The organism is Staphylococcus sp. GDY8P126P (assembly GCF_017891965.1).
In the GTDB taxonomy this organism is placed as follows: domain Bacteria; phylum Bacillota; class Bacilli; order Staphylococcales; family Staphylococcaceae; genus Staphylococcus; species Staphylococcus saprophyticus.
In genome coordinates, this window is sequence record NZ_JAESKG010000001.1 from 118168 (window position 1) to 136035 (window position 17868).

17 protein-coding genes are annotated in these 17868 nt (G+C 32.6%); 2 read left to right on the top strand and 15 right to left on the bottom strand.

Annotated elements, in window-relative coordinates; translation table 11 throughout:
• Positions 1-6: 6 nt before the first annotated feature.
• From aroB to cmk, 11 genes are all read right to left on the bottom strand, one after another.
• A complete protein-coding gene (aroB, locus tag KA893_RS00575; RefSeq protein WP_002483254.1) occupies positions 7-1074 on the bottom strand; it encodes a 3-dehydroquinate synthase in 1068 nt (355 codons plus the stop codon).
• Positions 1075-1113: 39 nt separating this feature from the next.
• Positions 1114-2280 (bottom strand): chorismate synthase, encoded by a 1167-nt coding sequence (gene aroC / locus KA893_RS00580; RefSeq protein ID WP_002483253.1) that lies wholly within the window; start codon positions 2278-2280, stop codon positions 1114-1116.
• Between the two features lie 292 nt (positions 2281-2572).
• The gene (gene ndk / locus KA893_RS00585; protein WP_002483252.1) at positions 2573-3022 is read right to left on the bottom strand and encodes a nucleoside-diphosphate kinase; all 450 of its coding nucleotides are present in this window, start codon (positions 3020-3022) and stop codon (positions 2573-2575) included.
• Positions 3023-3168: 146 nt separating this feature from the next.
• Positions 3169-4122: a polyprenyl synthetase family protein gene (locus KA893_RS00590; RefSeq protein WP_186330546.1), complete on the bottom strand. Its 954-nt coding sequence runs from the start codon at positions 4120-4122 to the stop codon at positions 3169-3171.
• Positions 4123-4148: 26 nt separating this feature from the next.
• A complete protein-coding gene (locus tag KA893_RS00595; RefSeq protein ID WP_002483250.1) occupies positions 4149-4850 on the bottom strand; it encodes a demethylmenaquinone methyltransferase in 702 nt (233 codons plus the stop codon).
• Between the two features lies 1 nt (position 4851).
• Entirely contained in the window at positions 4852-5424 is a 573-nt protein-coding gene (locus KA893_RS00600) for a hypothetical protein (protein ID WP_002483249.1), read from the bottom strand.
• Between the two features lie 453 nt (positions 5425-5877).
• Complete coding sequence (locus KA893_RS00605) at positions 5878-6150, bottom strand: HU family DNA-binding protein (RefSeq protein ID WP_002483248.1); 273 nt, start codon at positions 6148-6150, stop codon at positions 5878-5880.
• 168 nt (positions 6151-6318) lie between these two features.
• Positions 6319-7317, bottom strand: a complete 999-nt coding sequence (locus tag KA893_RS00610) for an NAD(P)H-dependent glycerol-3-phosphate dehydrogenase (RefSeq protein ID WP_002483247.1) — start codon at positions 7315-7317, stop codon at positions 6319-6321.
• A 17-nt stretch (positions 7318-7334) separates the two neighbouring features.
• Positions 7335-8645 carry a ribosome biogenesis GTPase Der gene (gene der / locus KA893_RS00615; RefSeq protein WP_002483246.1) on the bottom strand — a complete coding sequence of 437 codons (1311 nt, stop codon included), beginning with the start codon at positions 8643-8645 and terminating at the stop codon, positions 7335-7337.
• A gap of 177 nt (positions 8646-8822) precedes the next feature.
• The gene (gene rpsA / locus KA893_RS00620; RefSeq protein ID WP_002483245.1) at positions 8823-10004 is read right to left on the bottom strand and encodes a 30S ribosomal protein S1; all 1182 of its coding nucleotides are present in this window, start codon (positions 10002-10004) and stop codon (positions 8823-8825) included.
• A 295-nt stretch (positions 10005-10299) separates the two neighbouring features.
• Complete coding sequence (gene cmk, locus KA893_RS00625) at positions 10300-10959, bottom strand: (d)CMP kinase (protein ID WP_002483244.1); 660 nt, start codon at positions 10957-10959, stop codon at positions 10300-10302.
• A gap of 78 nt (positions 10960-11037) precedes the next feature.
• On the opposite strand from cmk, the gene KA893_RS00630 reads away from it, so the two are divergent.
• Entirely contained in the window at positions 11038-12012 is a 975-nt protein-coding gene (locus KA893_RS00630) for an asparaginase (RefSeq protein WP_041080660.1), read from the top strand.
• A gap of 77 nt (positions 12013-12089) precedes the next feature.
• Here the strand turns inward: KA893_RS00630 and ypdA are convergent, their stop codons facing one another.
• The 4 genes from ypdA to KA893_RS00650 all read right to left on the bottom strand — a co-directional run bounded on the left by ypdA (position 12090) and on the right by KA893_RS00650 (position 17439).
• A complete protein-coding gene (gene ypdA / locus KA893_RS00635) occupies positions 12090-13076 on the bottom strand; it encodes a bacillithiol disulfide reductase YpdA (RefSeq protein WP_002483242.1) in 987 nt (328 codons plus the stop codon).
• A gap of 253 nt (positions 13077-13329) precedes the next feature.
• Positions 13330-14964, bottom strand: a complete 1635-nt coding sequence (gene ebpS, locus KA893_RS00640) for an elastin-binding protein EbpS (protein ID WP_194375702.1) — start codon at positions 14962-14964, stop codon at positions 13330-13332.
• A 143-nt stretch (positions 14965-15107) separates the two neighbouring features.
• Positions 15108-16487 (bottom strand): RecQ family ATP-dependent DNA helicase, encoded by a 1380-nt coding sequence (locus KA893_RS00645; RefSeq protein ID WP_041080659.1) that lies wholly within the window; start codon positions 16485-16487, stop codon positions 15108-15110.
• Positions 16480-17439 (bottom strand): helix-turn-helix domain-containing protein, encoded by a 960-nt coding sequence (locus KA893_RS00650; protein ID WP_002483239.1) that lies wholly within the window; start codon positions 17437-17439, stop codon positions 16480-16482. The genes KA893_RS00645 and KA893_RS00650 overlap by 8 nt, the downstream gene beginning before the upstream one ends.
• Before the next feature lie 109 nt (positions 17440-17548).
• On the opposite strand from KA893_RS00650, the gene KA893_RS00655 reads away from it, so the two are divergent.
• The gene (locus tag KA893_RS00655; protein WP_002483238.1) at positions 17549-17797 is read left to right on the top strand and encodes a ferredoxin; all 249 of its coding nucleotides are present in this window, start codon (positions 17549-17551) and stop codon (positions 17795-17797) included.
• Positions 17798-17868: the final 71 nt, after the last annotated feature.

The window sequence follows — 17868 nt, forward strand, 5'->3', positions numbered from 1 at the left end:
AGGCACCTACTTTTCAAAATGTGTTGTGAATATTTCAAAAGCTTGTGAAAGTGTGGCTTTATCTACGTGTTTGACTTGAGGATCCCCAATAGCATTTAAAAGCACCATTTGCACACCTTGTTGATCATTTTTTTTATCTTTTAACATTAATCCATACAATGAATTAAATTCAAATGATTGAATGACTTCTAACGGATAGTTTAGTGATTTTAAATACTGAATATAATGTGAAATATCATAATGTGTATTTAATATGATATTAGAAACTATAAATTGATAAATTATACCTATCATGACGGCGTGACCATGTGGGATTTTAAATTGATATTCAACAGCATGTCCAAAAGTATGCCCCAAATTTAGATATTTACGTACATTAGATTCTTTTTCATCTTGAACAATAATATTTAGCTTTGTTTCTATACCTTTATATAGAAAATATTCAATATCCTTTAACGAAGCAAGTGCTTGTTCATTTGGATACTGTGCTTCAATATTATTTACAGACGTTATATCGTTTAGTAAGGCATGTTTATAAACTTCTGCATAACCACTTAATATCTCAGTGTAAGGTAATGTTTCTAAAAAATTCAGGTCATAAATAACAGCTTTAGGTCTATAAAAAGCGCCTATTAGATTTTTACCATGTTTAGAATTAATCCCTACCTTGCCACCCACACTTGAATCATGTGCCAAAATAGTTGTTGGAACTTGAATGAAATCAACACCTCTTAATAAAGTCGCAGCAAGAAAACCTGTGAAATCACCAGTAGCACCACCACCGATCGCAATGAGACATGTATCACGCGTTAATTGTTTAGCTAATAATGATTCGATGGTTTTTTCATAAAATGATAAGGTTTTTGTCGTTTCTCCTGAAGGAATGATCAATTTATGTGCATTATTTTCAGAAGTGATAAAATCTAACAACTCGTGCCAATCATGGTTTACATGTTCATCGACCACAAGTACGACATCTTCATAGTCTTTGATAAACTGATGTAAATGGTCTATTGCTTGGTGTTCTACAATGATAGGATAATTATTAGATTTATAAGTTGTTTCTAGTTTCATGTAATCACCTCAATAATCTGTGAATTTTTTAGTTACATTTTAGTATTCTATATTTAATAAACGACGTTCTTTGATTTGTGATTGAAGCTGTTCAATATGATTACATTGAAATTCTTCGAGCAATGCTTTTGCTAATTCAAATGCGACTACGTTTTCAACAACAACACTGGCTGCAGGTACAGCACAACTATCAGAACGCTCAATAGATGCTTTAAATGATTCTTTAGTATTAATATCTACTGAATTTAATGGTTTGTATAGTGTCGGAATAGGTTTCATTACACCATTAACAACGATTGGCATTCCATTAGACATGCCGCCTTCAAAGCCGCCTAAATGGTTTGAGCCTCTATAATACCCATTTGTTGTATCGTATAATATCTCATCTTGAATTTCACTTCCAGGTTTTTCAGCTGCTTTAAACCCTTCACCAAAACTAACGCCTTTAAACGCATTGATGCTTACAACACCCTGTGCAATTCGACCGTCTAGTTTACGATCATAATGTACATAGCTACCAATTCCAATCGGTACACCTTCAATGATTGTTTGTACAACGCCACCGATTGTATCACCAGCTTTTTTAGCAGCATCGATTTTATCTCGCATCGTTTGCGCGATTTCATCATTAACGACACGCACATCATTTTTATCGATATTTGATTTGATTGTATCTAAGTCATATTCTAAATCATCTTTAACTCCACCAATTTCTACTACTCTACTATAAAAGTTAATATCTAATTGTTTCAAAAGTATTTTTGAAACGGCGCCTACAGCAACACGTGCTGCTGTTTCACGTGCAGATGAGCGTTCTAATACATTTCTTAAATCTCTGTGATTGTATTTCATCCCACCGATTAAATCTGCATGACCAGGACGAGGTTTAGTGATAACACGTTTCATATTATCTTGATCTTCCTCGCTAATTGGGTCTGCGCCCATTATTTTTTTCCAATGTGTGAAGTCATCATTTGTAACAATCAGTGTAATTGGGCTTCCAAGTGTATAACCATTTCTCACACCTGAAACAATCTCAACAGCATCTTTTTCAATTTGCATACGGCGACCACGACCATATCCACCTTGTCTTTTAAACATTTCTTCATTTATATCAGCTACATTAATTTCTAAATTAGCTGGCACACCTTCAATAATCACCGTTAGTTGAGGTCCATGTGACTCACCAGAAGTTAAATATCTCATACTTTACCCACTCCGTTCTTTAGTACTTTAAATTAATATATGTTCTATATCTTATCATATTCAATAGTTCAAATTAATAGGAAAATTAATAATTGCTGAATATTCATAAAAATGACTTCTAATATTATTATTTTACAAGTGTAACACTTGAGTTATTTAAATTATATTAAATCCTGTACTTGATTACTATAGTCATGTAAAACGAGTGGAAAATTTGTTTTGTACATATAAAAAACTGATTAGATACAATGATCTAATCAGTTTAATTATTGGTATTTACAATTTTTAATGATTATTCGTATAACCAAGATTCTCTAGACTCTGAGTACTCACTTAATTCATCAGCCTTAAACCAAAGATTAATCTCTTTATTTGCTGACTCAACTGAATCTGAGCCATGTATAATATTTCTTCCTACTGTTAAACCAAGGTCTCCTCTAATTGTACCTGGCGTAGCTTCTGATGGGTTTGTTTTACCTATAATATGACGAGCTACATGTACTGCATCTTCACCTTCAACAACCATCGCAAATACTGGTGCAGATGTTATAAAACTAATTAAATGTTTATAGAACGGTTTGTCAGTATGTTCAGCATAATGCTCTTCAGCTAGTGATTGTGGTACAGTCATAAATTTACCACCAACTAATTTGAGACCTTTCCTTTCAATGCGAGAAATAATTTCCCCTATCAAATTTCTTTGTACTGCATCTGGTTTAATCATTAAAAATGTTCTTTCCATTGTGTGTGCTTCCCCCTGTTTGTTATGTATCAGTGTACGATTAATAAATTAATGTACACAAATATGTATTAAAAATAAAAATATGTTTTGAATCACATTCATATATTAACAGGTTATTAGAGCGCTTTCAATATTTTTCACATAAGTTACACATTTCTTTTACCAACTTTTTTAATTAACTTTTTAAATAATGATTTTGAATTTTCGTTATCTAATTCATCAATTAAATGTAAAGCCTTATTAAGATATTTGTCGCTTACAGCTTGAGATTGCGCAATGACATCAGAGTTTCTAATTTGATCAATTAGTTTAACGAATGTTTCATGATCCGTTTCTGAATTTAATTGCTGGATTTGTTGTTTAAATGTTTCATTTTTTCTCATTTCGAAAAGCACAGGCAAAGTTAAATGACCATTCATCAAGTCACTTCCAACTGGTTTGCCTAGTTTTTTCTCAGTACTAGTAAAATCTAATATATCATCTACAATTTGGAAACTCATACCTATATAGTGGCCAATCATTTTTAGATTATGTACAGTTTTTGCGTCAGCTCCAGAGGTGATTGCACCTACTTCTGTAGACAATTGAATGAGCAATGCTGTTTTACGATTAATTCGACGTAAGTAGTTTGTTATTGTCTGATGTCCATTGAATTGATCCTGAAACTGATATAGTTCTCCCATGCATACTTCTACAATGGCGCGAGAAATAACAGCGTGTACACGATTAGCTTCAATATTCGATATATGTTCAAGTCCACGAGCGAGTAAGAAATTACCAGTGAGTATGGCTGTGTTTTGATCCCATTTTTTTGAAATCGTCAAACTGCCTCTACGTTTGTCGCTTTTATCTATAACATCATCATGGACTAAAGTAGCCATGTGAATTAATTCAAGCGTAACTGCGACACGATAAACATCTTCATTCATTTCTTTGCCGAATTGGCTACTTAAAATTACAAAAGCTGGTCTAACGCGTTTACCACCAGAAGAAAATAAATGATGTGAAGCAGCCTCGAGTACTTTATCGTGACTTTTAATTGACTGTTCTAATCGTTTTTCTATTTTTTTTATTTCACTATTTATATTTAACTTTGACACGCTAATCACCTTTGGTTGATTCATTTTTATTTATAGCCAAGGTGCATTGCTGCAACGCCACCTGTAAAGCTACGGACTTTAACATTACTAAAACCTGCTTGATTAAATAGTCTTTTCAGTTTTTCTTTATCTGGAAAATCAAATGTTGATTGTTGTAACCATTCATATTCATCTTTAGATTTTGCAAAAATTTTACCAAAAATTGGCATCACAAATTTAAAATAAAGTTTGTAACATTGTTTAAATACTGGCGTTGTAGGTTGACTTGTTTCAAGACAAACAATCATACCACCTGGTTTAAGTACACGATTTAATTCTTTCAATGTTGCTAAATAATCAGGCACATTTCTTAAACCAAAACCGATTGTTACATAATCAAATTCGTTATCTTCAAATGGCAAATTCATTGCATCACCATGAACAAGTTGAATATTATGCATATCTTTGGTCTTGCGTTTTCCAACTTCTAACATGTTTTCACTGAAATCTACACCGATGACCTCTCCAGTGTGACCTACAGCTTTACTTAAAGAGATTGTCCAATCTGCTGTTCCACAACAAACATCTAATGCTTTAGATCCAGACTTCACATTCATTTCTTTCATTACGCGCTTTCTCCATGTTTTATGTTGCTCGAAACTTATGATGTTATTCAGCCGATCGTATTTACCAGAAATATTTTGGAAAACATCATGTACTTGTTCTTTTTTTGCTTTATTATCTGCCATATTAATTACCTCTTTTTGGATGAATTTCAGTTTTTAGTTGGTCTAAAAATGATTCTAGCGTTTCTTTAGAATAATTACTTAAATATGAAGGGTGATTTTCACTTAAATTTGCTATTAATTTATCATTGATAAAAGAAGTATCAGCATTTGGAATAAATCGTTTTATTGTAATTAGTGGAAATGTATTTTCTATTTTTAATATATATGCTCCAATAGCGTTAATATCTATTGCTTCGTGGTGAATAGAAGATTTCATTTCATTTACTTCTACAATGGCTGTACTAATTTCTTTTTGATAAGTTGGATCATTTAAATTTGCTAATAATGTATAAAAATGTGCACTTAACAAGTCACCTATTAAAATAGATTTTTTAGACGATAAAGTTGTAGAAACTTCGTCTAAGTGACGCATTGCTGTATCTATTGTGAGGCAAGCTAATTTAGCTTCTTGTGGTATATCATAAGAATCAAGAATTTGTGCCAACGTTTTATTTATATAGATTGATTCATAATGATTTACACCGCGAAGTCGCTGTGTAATTTGTGTTTCTAATATGTTTAATGTCGTTTCCATGTTCACACCTCACGTTATTATCCATATACATATTAACATTATATAGAGAAAAATAAAATCAACGAAAACCATAGTTAACAATAATCGTGCATTATATATAAAAAAAGCGTAAGAACTACTTATATCATTTTGCTAAAAAAGTTTCGTCTTCTCAATTTGGAAAGAATGGCTAGTGCTTGAAATGACTGATTTAAAGCTGTTTTAATTCAATCACCAGTTGTTCACATTATAATTCAGACTAAAACGAATGTACTTGTCTTAGTCTGAACTGTGATTTATTTCATCGTATGTATTAATTTTAGTTTCATTGTATCTTAAATCATTGTGAATATATAGTTTGTAGTTAACACAAATGATATCATAAAGTTTTTGTTTATATTGATAAGTATTTAATTAAAAGCTTAATAAAAAAAGAAAAAGCCCCTTAAAAAGGGCTTCACTTTTAGTAAAGAATTATTTTACTGCGTCTTTTAAAGCTTTACCAGCTTTGAATGCTGGAACTTTGCTTGCAGGGATATCAATTTCTTTACCAGTTTGAGGGTTACGGCCTTTACGAGCAGCGCGTTCGCGTACTTCAAAGTTACCGAATCCAATTAATTGTACTTTTTCACCTTTAGAAAGTGATGATTGAATTGATTCGAATACTGCATCTACAGCTAAACCAGCTTCTTTTTTAGTTAAATCAGCTTGCTCTGCTACAGCATTGATTAAATCTGTCTTGTTCATTATGAATTCACCTCCCCTAGGGTTTATAATGATACTTAATATCATTATGGTATGACTTTAACACAACGATTACTGCTACTGCAATGATTTATGTGCAAAAAACGTTGAAATAATAGGATTTTGATAGCAAATTGTTATATATTTTATAAAAAGTGTAATTATACTCTTTTATTCTGCTTTCTTTCCTCGTCCCATCAAATCTTTAACGCTTTCATCTACGGGTCTATTTTCGAATAATACTTTGTATAGAGCGGTTGTTATTGGCATATCAACATTGACTTCTTTTGATAAATGGTAAACTGATTTTGTTGTATATACACCTTCCACAACCATATTCATTTCATTTAAAGCAGTATCAAGTGATTTTCCTTCACCTAATTTATAGCCTAATGTATAGTTTCTGGAATGTGTTGAAGTACATGTCACAATTAAATCGCCAATACCACCTAAACCAAGAAAAGTAATAGGATCTGCACCTAATTTTTCGCCTAAACGACTAATTTCAGCCAAACCTCTAGTCATCAATGCCGCTTTAGCATTATCTCCGAAGCCCATTCCTGAAATTACACCGCTTGCAACAGCGATGATATTTTTTAGAGCGCCTCCGAGTTCAACACCTACGAGATCTTCATTTGTGTAAACACGTAAATAATCATTCATAAATAAATCTTGTGTTAGTTGCCGTACAGATTCTGATTTTGAAGAAGCTGCTACTGTTGTAGGTTGTTTAATGACTACCTCTTCGGCATGACTTGGTCCTGATAGTACGCCAATTCCTGCATTATGTTTAGGTGAAATAGAATCTTCTAACATTTCAGATACGCGTTTATAAGTATCATTTTCAATACCTTTAGCAACGTGTATAAACGTTTTCTTACTAGATAATAACGAATCAATTGTTTGAGCTACTTCTCTCATCGCTTTGGTAGGTAGTGCCATTAAATAAATATCAGCAAAAGCAACAGCGGTTTCAATATCAAGTGTTGCTTCAATAGTTTTATTTAACTCAGCGGTTTTTAAATATTTACTATTAATGTGTTGTTCATTAATTTCTTTTATAGTGGTTTCGTTTTTCCCCCACATCAATACTTGATGTCCATTTTCGGCTAAGACATTTGCTAATGCTGTACCGAAACTTCCAGTACCAAAAACGGTAACTTTAGACATGCTATCCCCTCCGATGATTAATTTCTTTTTCTTGCTATAATATGCACTGGTGTACCTTCAAATCCAAATGCAGCCCTGATTTGATTCTCTAAATAACGTTTATAAGAAAAATGCATCAATTCTACATCGTTGACAAAAACGATAAATGTTGGTGGTTCAATTGCAACTTGTGTAGCATAAAATACGTTTAAACGACGTCCTTTGTCTGTCGGTGTCGGGTTCATTGATATAGCATCAGTGACAACTTCATTAAGTGTAGAACTTTGAACACGCTTTTTATGATTCTCACTGGCTTCTTTAATATATGGGAATAACGTTCTAAGACGTTGTTTTTCTTTAGCTGAAACAAATGCTATTTCTGCATAGTCCAAGAATTGAAACTCTTTACGTACTTCATCCTTGAATTTTTTCATTGTATTTGTTTCCTTATCTACCGTGTCCCATTTATTAACTACGATAACGATGGCTTTTCCTTCTTCATGCGCATATCCTGCAACACGTTTGTCTTGTTCTATGATACCTTGTTCAGCATCTATGACAATAAGTATGACGTTCGATCTTTCTATTGCTTTTAGTGCACGTAAAACGGAGTATTTTTCAGTATTTTCATATACTTTACCCTTTTTACGCATGCCGGCAGTATCAATTAATACATAGTCTTGATCATCATAGCTATATTCAGTATCTACAGCATCACGTGTTGTGCCTGCTACGTTGGAAACAATGACGCGGTCTTCACCTAAGATAGCGTTCACTAAACTTGATTTACCTACATTTGGACGTCCTATAATTGATAATCTAATTGTATCATCATCATATGGATCAGGTTCTTCTTCTTTAAAATGTTTAACAACTGCATCTAATAAATCACCTAGACCAAGTCCATGTGAACCGGATATTGGGTATGGATCTCCAAAGCCAAGAGAATAAAAATCATAAATTTCATTTCTCATTTCTGGATTATCGACTTTATTAACGGCTAACACGACAGGTTTTTTTGATTTATATAACATTTGTGCAACCATTTCATCACTTTGAGTTAAGCCTTCTCTTACATTAACCATGAAAATGATAACATCAGCTTCATCAATTGCAACTTCTGCTTGAGCTCTTATTTGAGTTTGAAATGGTGCATCTCCAATTTCAATACCACCCGTGTCAATGATATTAAAATCGTGCGTTAACCATTCACCTGATGAATAAATTCTATCACGAGTCACTCCTGGCGTATCTTCTACAATCGATACACGCTCGCCTACGACTCTATTAAAAATTGTCGATTTACCAACGTTTGGCCTACCAACAATTGCTACTATAGGTTTAGTCATAACTAACTTCCTCTCTTTTTTAATCTCTATAATTCTATCATACGGGTTAGATAAATAAAAAGAAATATTAAAACAATATGACTGTTATAATTATTACATTGTAATTTTATGGCAAAAAAAGAAATCTTGCCCTAGTTATCATTAGGACAAGATTTAAAATTGGCATCATACTTTGTATTAAAACTTAAAGTCTTTTAATTTATCACCGAATACATCACCCAATGTTGGATTATCTTCGTCATCAGAACCATTATCTAAATAGGATTGTGTTGTTTCACTATCACTTTCGATAACATTTTCATTTGGTAACGTAGCTTTTATAGATAACGAAATACGCTCATTCTCTACATCTACACCAAGCACTTTAACACTTACGACTTGGCCAGGTTCTAACGCTTCACTTGGAGAACCAATATGTGAATGACTAATTTCAGAAATATGCACTAAACCTTGTACACCAGGTTTAATTTCTACAAATGCACCAAAGTTAGCTAATCTTACGACAGTGCCTTCGATTACATCGCCTTCGTTGAATTCACCTTTAATTGATTCAAATGGGCTAGGTAACGTATCTTTAATAGATAAAGAAATGCGTTCAGAATCTTTGTCTACAGATTTAATTTTCACATTTACCGTTTCACCAATTGAAACCACATCTTCAGGAGATTTTACATGTTCATGTGATAATTCAGAAACGTGAACAAGTCCATCAACGCCACCTATATCTACGAATGCACCAAAGTTTGTAAGTCGAGCAACTTTACCTTCTATAACGTCACCTTCATTAAGTGATTCCAATAATTCATCTTTTTTCTCTGCATTTTCCAATGCCTCTACTGCTTTACGACTAAGAATGACACGATTATTTGCAGGGTCTAATTCTTCTACTTTTAATTTAAGAACTTGACCTTCAAAATCAGAGAAATCTTCAATGAAATCTGTAGAAATTAATGAAGCCGGAACAAATCCTCTTTGACCAACATCAACCACTAAACCACCTTTAACAACTTCAGTGACTTTAGCTTCAATTGTTTGGTTATTGTCTAGTTGTTCTTGTAAAAATTCATATGATTTTTCAGTTTCAAGTTGACGTTTCGAAAGGATGTAAGCACCCGTTTCATTCTCTTCGTCATATTCTACTTTAGTAACATATGCACCAATTTCATCACCAACTTTGACAGCATCACTAGGATTATCAATATGATGTGTTGAAAGTTGACTTATTGGGATAATACCGTTAAATTTTGCACCATTAACAGCAACAATTACTTGCTTTTCTTCAATTTCTTGAACTTCGCCTGTAACTTTATCCCCTTCTTTAATGTCATTAATCATTGATTCGTTAAACTCTTCAGTCATCTTGTCTGCCTCCTTATTACACTACATATTTATAACATCTTATAATCTGACAAAATTGTCAAGAAATTCCACTTTAATTAAGGAATTCAAATATTAATTGTTAAAATGCTGTAAAATAGGGTCATTTAGCTAACTAAATTTTAAATAAGTTTACCTATTTTTTACAATTTCACTTTATATGCAGCTCGTATTAGTATAAAAATTCATGTAAGTTTTATACCCGATAATTGTATTATATAACCTTTTTACACAATTTGGAAAGAAAGGGCTTTATATATCTAGCTATTATTTGAGATTAACTAATTTTATGAACAAGTGCTAATATTTCTTGTGTAACAATTTCTATGCTCTTTCCTGTTGTATCAACTGTAATCGCATCATCTGCTTTTTTCAAAGGTGATATGTCACGGTTCATATCATATTGATCTCGATCAGCAATTTCTTGCTTAAGTTGTTCAACATTGGAAACAATACCGCGTTCTTCATTATCTTTTTGTCTTCGAACTGCACGTTCTTCCACTGAAGCAATCATATATACTTTCAAATCTGCATCAGGTAATACAACGGTACCAATATCTCTTCCATCCATTACGATGCCTTTTTTAGCTGCTAATTCTTGTTGTTTGTTTACAGAAAATGTTCTAACCGCTTCTTTAGATGCAACATAAGAAACATGATTGGTTACATCGTTTTCTCTTAAATAGTCAGTGACATCTTGATTATCTAAAATAACTCTTTGACCTTTGTCTTTATCATAAGTTAAAGACAATTCAGTAGTTTCTATAAGTTGATCAAAATCTTCAGGTTTGTTTTGTTGTAAGTATTTGTAAGTTATTGCGCGGTACATTGCGCCTGTATCTACATAAATCATAGATAATTTAGCTGCTAATAATTTAGCGATGGTACTTTTTCCAGCCGCAGCAGGTCCATCTAGTGCGATATTTAATAATTTCATTTTTGTAACCCTTCCTTGTTGTTTTATGAATAATATTTTATCATAAATATGTATATTATAAATAGGAGGAATGCTAGCATGAAAAATGTTCTTGTTATACATACCGGTGGAACGATAAGCATGTCACAAGATGAAGCTAACAAAGTGGTGACAAATAAAGATAATCCTATATCTAATCATCAAGATGTGATTGCGCAATATGCAAATGTGACAGAAATAACACCGTTCAATGTACCTTCACCGCATATGAATATTGAATATGTGGAAAAGTTGAAAGAAATTATTGAGGAAGCAACTAAAAATGAATCTTATGATGGATTTGTTATTACTCACGGTACAGATACGCTAGAAGAAACAGCTTATTTACTGGATTTAACAACAGATATTTCAAAACCTATTACGATTACTGGTGCTATGCGTTCTTCAAATGAAATAGGTTCAGATGGTTTATATAATTTCATATCTGCGATTCGTGTTGCAACAAGTGACGAGTCTTCAGATATGGGTGTCATGGTAGTGTTTAATGATGAAATTCATACTGCGCGTAACGTTACGAAAACACATACATCAAATACAAATACTTTTCAAAGCCCTAATCATGGCCCACTAGGTGTTGTCACTAAAAATAGCGTTCAATTTCACCATAAACCATATGAGCATCTTATCTTAAATGAAATAGACCATACTTTAAATATTCCATTAGTTAAGGCATATATGGGAATGAATAGTGATGTGTTAACGTTTCATAGTGATAATAATGTTGATGGCATCATCATTGAAGCGCTTGGACAAGGTAATTTACCACCAACAAGTTTGGAAGGACTAGACAAATGTTTAGATAAAAACATACCTATAATTTTAGTATCTAGATCATTTAACGGTATTGTAGGACCAATTTATGCTTATGAAGGTGGCGGTGCAACCTTAGCAGATAAAGGTGTTATTTTCTCAAATGGTTTAAATGGTCCTAAAGCTAGGTTAAAACTTCTAGTTGGATTAAGTAATGATTTAACATTTAAACAATTAAAACGATACTTTGAATCACAACTTTAAAATGATTAAGTATACTATTTGAATTATAAAAAGCTGAGACAATTTTTAGTTGTCTCAGCTTTTTATATCTTAGGAATTTAAGATTCTAAAGGTGTTTGTTTTTTTGATAAGATACTTTGTGTAATAATACCGCCATGGTATTTGCCATTTTCAATAAAAATTGTATTTGCATCATTACCAGCAGCTATGACACCAGCTATATAGCAATTTTCAACATTAGTTTCATATGTTTCTTTATTATATACAGGTGCAGTACCATATTCATTTTGATTAATTTCAATGCCGATAGATTGTAAGAATTCGTAATCTGGGTGATAACCAATCATGGCAAACACATAGTCATTGGCTATCTCAAATGTTTGGCCACCCTGTTCATAGAAAACACTATCCTCAGTAATTTTAGTGACATTTGCATTAAATGCCATATCGATTTTTTCATGTCGTACAAGCGATTCGAAATTAGGAAGTATCCATGGTTTGATCGCTTTTGGATATTCATTGCCACGATAAATAACTGTGACATTTGCGCCTGCTTTTTCAAGTTCTAAAGCAGCATCGACTGCTGAGTTTTTACCGCCTATGATGACAACATTTTGATCGAAGTAAGGATGCGCCTCTTTAAAATAATGCATTACTTTTGAAAGTTCTGCACCTTCGACTTCAAGTTGATTGTGATGTCCATAGTATCCTGTTGCTACAGTGAGAAATCTACATTGATAAACATCTTTCGTAGTTGTAATTGTGAAACGGTTATTGATTTTTTTTACAGTGAGGACTTCTTCGAAAGCATTGATTCGTAACTGATGGTGTTTAACTACAGCTCTATAATAAACCAGTGCTTGATTTCTATGCGGCTTGCTTTCTTCAACTATAAAAGGTATGTCCCCAATACTTAATTTGTCACTAGAAGAAAAGAATGTTTGGTGTGTAGGATAATTATAAATCGCGTCTACAACATTACCTTTTTCAATAACTAATGTATCTATTCCTTTTTTCTTTTGCTCAATGGCAGCACTTAATCCACAAGGACCGCCACCTATTATGATACTTTCAACTGTTTGCATACTTTATTCGTCCTCCTTTTACCACCCATACATTATACCAATAGTTTTAAAAATTCCAAATTAAAGAATTTGAAAACTTTATAACAATTGAATTCATAAGGTTTATGCTTGAAAGAAAATTATATTATTTAATATTTAACTCGATAAATAAACATAGATAAACCCTACGCAAATATGTGCGCAGGGTTTATCTATAATTTGATAGCTACTCTATTTAATAGTTATCCATAAAAATTATCAGTAGTAAAGAAAATTATTGTGGTATCACAAGACGTTGACCATTATGAATGTCGTTGCCTTGAATATTATTTGCTTCCCTGATTTTTTCTACATTTTCTGGAGTACCTTCACCATAGTATTGGATCGCAATTCTATATAAATTTTGTCCATTTACAACGTGAGTGCGTTGTCCAGAATTGCTATTTGAAGATTGATTATTTTGTTGGTTGCTATCGTTTGATGCATTTTGTGACTGGTCTGATGAACCATTTTGATTGCTATTAGCTTGATCATTTTGTTGTGATTGATCGCTTTGTTGATCTTGATTGTTTTGACTATTTTGTTCATCTTGTGTGCCTTGGTTTTGATCGCTGTTAGCTTGATCTTGTGAATCGTTGTTACCTTGGTCAGAATCAGAATTGGCATTATCAGAGCTATCACTACTATCAGAATCTGTTGTAGCTTGATTATTGTCATCATCTTTAGCTTTGTCTTTATCTTTAGCTGATTTACTGTCTTTATCAGAATCAGCATCTTTAGCTTTATCAGAATCTTTATCTTTGTTGTCAGCTACTTTTTTGTCATCGTCGCTGCCTTTATCATCGTTGTTACCTGTTAACGCCATACCACCAAAGATACCTATAGCGGCTAAGATTAAAATAGCTGCTATAATTGGGAGGAGTTTACCAAGTAAACCACCTTTTTTCTTGTTGTTATCTTCAGAATCATGGTTATTGTCACCATTATTACCATTTCCGCCGTTGCCACCATTACCATTACCACCATTGCCAGTACTTGATTTAGAATGTGAAGCAGCGGCAGCGCCAGTACCAGCAGCTGCTGCACCGCCTGCTACAGCAGCACCTTTTTTCTTAGAACCATGTTTTTCTTCGTTTTTAACGTCAGATTTGGATTCATTTTGTTCTGGTTTATTATCATTTTTATCTTTTTTGCCTTTATGCTTGCCAGCTGCATAAGCACCAGCTCCAGCAGCGGCAGCGCCACCTGCTACAGCAGCACCTTTTTTCTTAGAATCATGATTGTTTGTATTTTCATCTTGCGTTTCTGTCGAATCATTCGTTTGATTGGATTGTTCCCAATCTTGATTTTGTTGATGCGCTTTATCGTTATGGTCTTTAGAACTTGAAGCTGCATCGTTATGTTTACTAGCAGCATAAGCACCAGCGCCTGCAGCACCACTACTGGCGATAGCAGCACCTTTTTTATTATTGCTATCTTCGTCAGATTGAACTTTTTCATTATTTATATCATGACGATTTTCAGATTGCTGATTGTTTGATGATTCGTGAATCAAATTGTTATTTTGTGAAGGATCATTAGATTCTTTGTCTGCATTTGAATCTCTTGAAGAATTGTCTTCGTGTTGTAAACCATTATCACGATCACCAACATCATTATTTTCGTTGTGATGTTCTTGGTTAGACTGCTCATCTTCTCTTTGATTTGTTGCTGTGTCTCTTCGACGTTGTCTGCGTTGAGCATTTCTAGGAGGAAATTGTTCATCTGATTTATTAGACACTTCCTCTTTTACATTGTCAACTGAATCGTTAACCGAGTCTTGAGTATTTTCTTGGTGTTCTTTTGGATCAATGGATTGACGATTTTTTTCAAAATCATCTTTAAAATTGTTGTTAGACAAATTCATCATCCTTCCTTTTTTTATTTAAGTATATACTGTTTTACCCTGAAAGATTGTAAATATGTATAACTTTTTGAAGAAAAATTACTATTAAACAAGTGTATACACCGTATTATAGCTTGATTGAAAATATGAAGTAAAGTGATTGTCTATTATTTAAATAAATTTTGTATTTTTTCATTAAAATCCATTTTTCTTTTAACTTTTTTTCTATTTAATATATTTATTGCATTAATTTTAGAATCATTATCACAGCACTGGTTTGGTTTTTCGCTCAATTGTTCGTTAAAGAATTCTATCATATAAGCACGTCGACATTGATCAAGATGCTTATAGCCTAACATGCGCATATATCCTAAATGTTTACGTTTGTATGAAATCTCGAATATATTACGTAATTGTTGATATGTATAATAGCTATAAAGTATTTGTAGAACTTCTGATTTTTCAGGAGGCAAAAATTGACCGAGTTCGAATGTTTCAACATCCTCCATCGTTATCATATCGGTAAATAATAGTGTTTCTAATAAAAAGCGATCATCTGGTTGATAAAGACTAATGGCTTGACTTTGTCCCCCGTCACGACCAGCACGACCTATTTCTTGCATATAATTAGAAGGACTTGTAGATAAATGAAAATGGATAATTGTTCGGATGTCTTTTTTATTAATGCCCATACCAAATGCACTTGTAGCAACAATGATTGGGATTTCATTATTTAAAAATTGATGTTGTACCGTATGACGCTCCTGATAAGATAAGTCACCATGATAAATACCAGTTAAAAAGCCATAGTTGTATATTTGTTGCGCTAATAATAGACACATTTTTTTAGATGATACATAGATAATTGTTGGACCAGCGTGTTCTAATGAAGGTAGTAACCATTTCAACTTCTCATCATCATCAGCAAAGTTTTTATGCGATAACGAAATATTATCTCTATTCATGGTTGTCTTTACGATATGAAAAGATTTATTTAATATTTGCTCTAAATCAAATGTTAAATAGGATGGTGCTGTTGCTGTTAAAGCTAATACAGTAGCGTTATGAAAATGGTTGACGATTTTGCCAACTAAGGCGTAATGCGGTCGGAAATCATAACCCCATTCTGAGAGACAGTGTGCCTCATCTAATACGATGATTCCTAGATTTATATGTTTTATTAATTTAAAGTTATGAGGTTGTAGTAGAAATTCAGGACTTAAGAAAATAAAGCGACTTTTCGTCAATTGTTTAATGTTTTGAGCCCTTTCATGTTCATCCATTCCTGAGTGAATGCAAGCTACATGATGCTCACCATGTAGTTTAAGTTGCATGACTTGATCATCCATTAATGAGATTAATGGAGAGATGATTAGTGTTGGTTGTTGATTTATATATGTTGGCAATTGATAGCATAGGCTTTTGCCACTTCCAGTTGGTAAAATACCTAATGTATCTTTCTTTTCAAGTACATGCGTTATGATTTCTTTTTGTCCAGGTTTAAAAGTATCAAAACCAAAGTGTTTTTTTAACGCTTCATTAAGCATGCAAATCACCTCTTTCAATGCCAACAATGATTAATTTAATTTCAAAATAACTAAGATCTGGAAATATAGTTTTATAGTTTCTTAAACGTTCACTGCGGTTTGACAAGTAATGTGGAATAAATTGTTCATAAGTTTTATGTATTAAAAATGAATGATAATCTGTTAAATAACCTTTGATAAATAATTCTAAGATATGATCTTGTATCGTATTTTGTTTAACATTTTGTTGAGCTGCTAATTTATCAAAATGCATGCCTTGTTTTATACCTTCATAAGTTAATGTTGTCTTATGTAATAAAGCAGGTAATATAATAAGTTGATTTAATAAAGGATATTGTGAATCATCTTCTATTTCATACATTAAAGTAACTAAATCTCTTATTTCCAATTCATATAAGTGTTCTTGAGATACAGATTCAATTAAACTTACTTGTTGTCTAGTGTACATGCTTTCTTCAAAACCTTGTAAATAGTAATGGAGATAAACATGATTGTTTTTTTCTGATAACGTATGAAATAAGTTTGTAAGTTCTTCGATGAATCGAGATTTTAAATCTTCATCAGTTATTTTTTTATATAGTTGTTTAACTTGTTTTTGCACAGTACGATGTTGTGTGATCGGTATAAATTCATAAATAGCATGGCCAGTATTGGAAAGTGTCTGAGTTAACAATTGAATTGCATTAAACGTGTTCACAAGACTGTCGTATGTGTGTCGAGGATGATTAATGATACTTTGATATTGCGCTGTTTCAATGTTAAAATTATTAGAATATCGCTCAAACGACGGATATTTTAAATTAGGTAAGCTATGATACAATGACAATAGTTGTTGACTACAGGCGTCAAAAAACGTTTGATGAGACTTTTTCCCTGTGATAATATTAAATATACTTTTTTCGGTTTTGTAATTATGTGCATTTGTGTATGCAAAATGAATTATATTATACATAGACGCTCCCTCATCTTATAAATCGAAAACATTTGAAAAAACGATAAACTGTGATTACAATAATATTTGTGTAATTATTGTAGCATTTTTGTCAAAGGAGGCGAAGCAATTGGCTAAATATACAATTGTAGATATGGATACATGCATTGCATGTGGTGCTTGTGGTGCCGCTGCCCCTGATATTTATGACTATGATGACGAAGGTATTGCATATGTTATTCTAGATGATAATCAAGGTACTGCGGAAGTGCCAGAAGAACTATATGAAGACATGGAAGATGCATTAGATGGTTGTCCTACGGATTCAATTAAAATTGAAGAGGAATCATTTGATGGCGATGCATTAAAATTTGAATAATGCTATTATTGCAAAATAGTATTTATATACAACCATGTTAGTAACGTCATCACTGTGACATTTGCTAACTT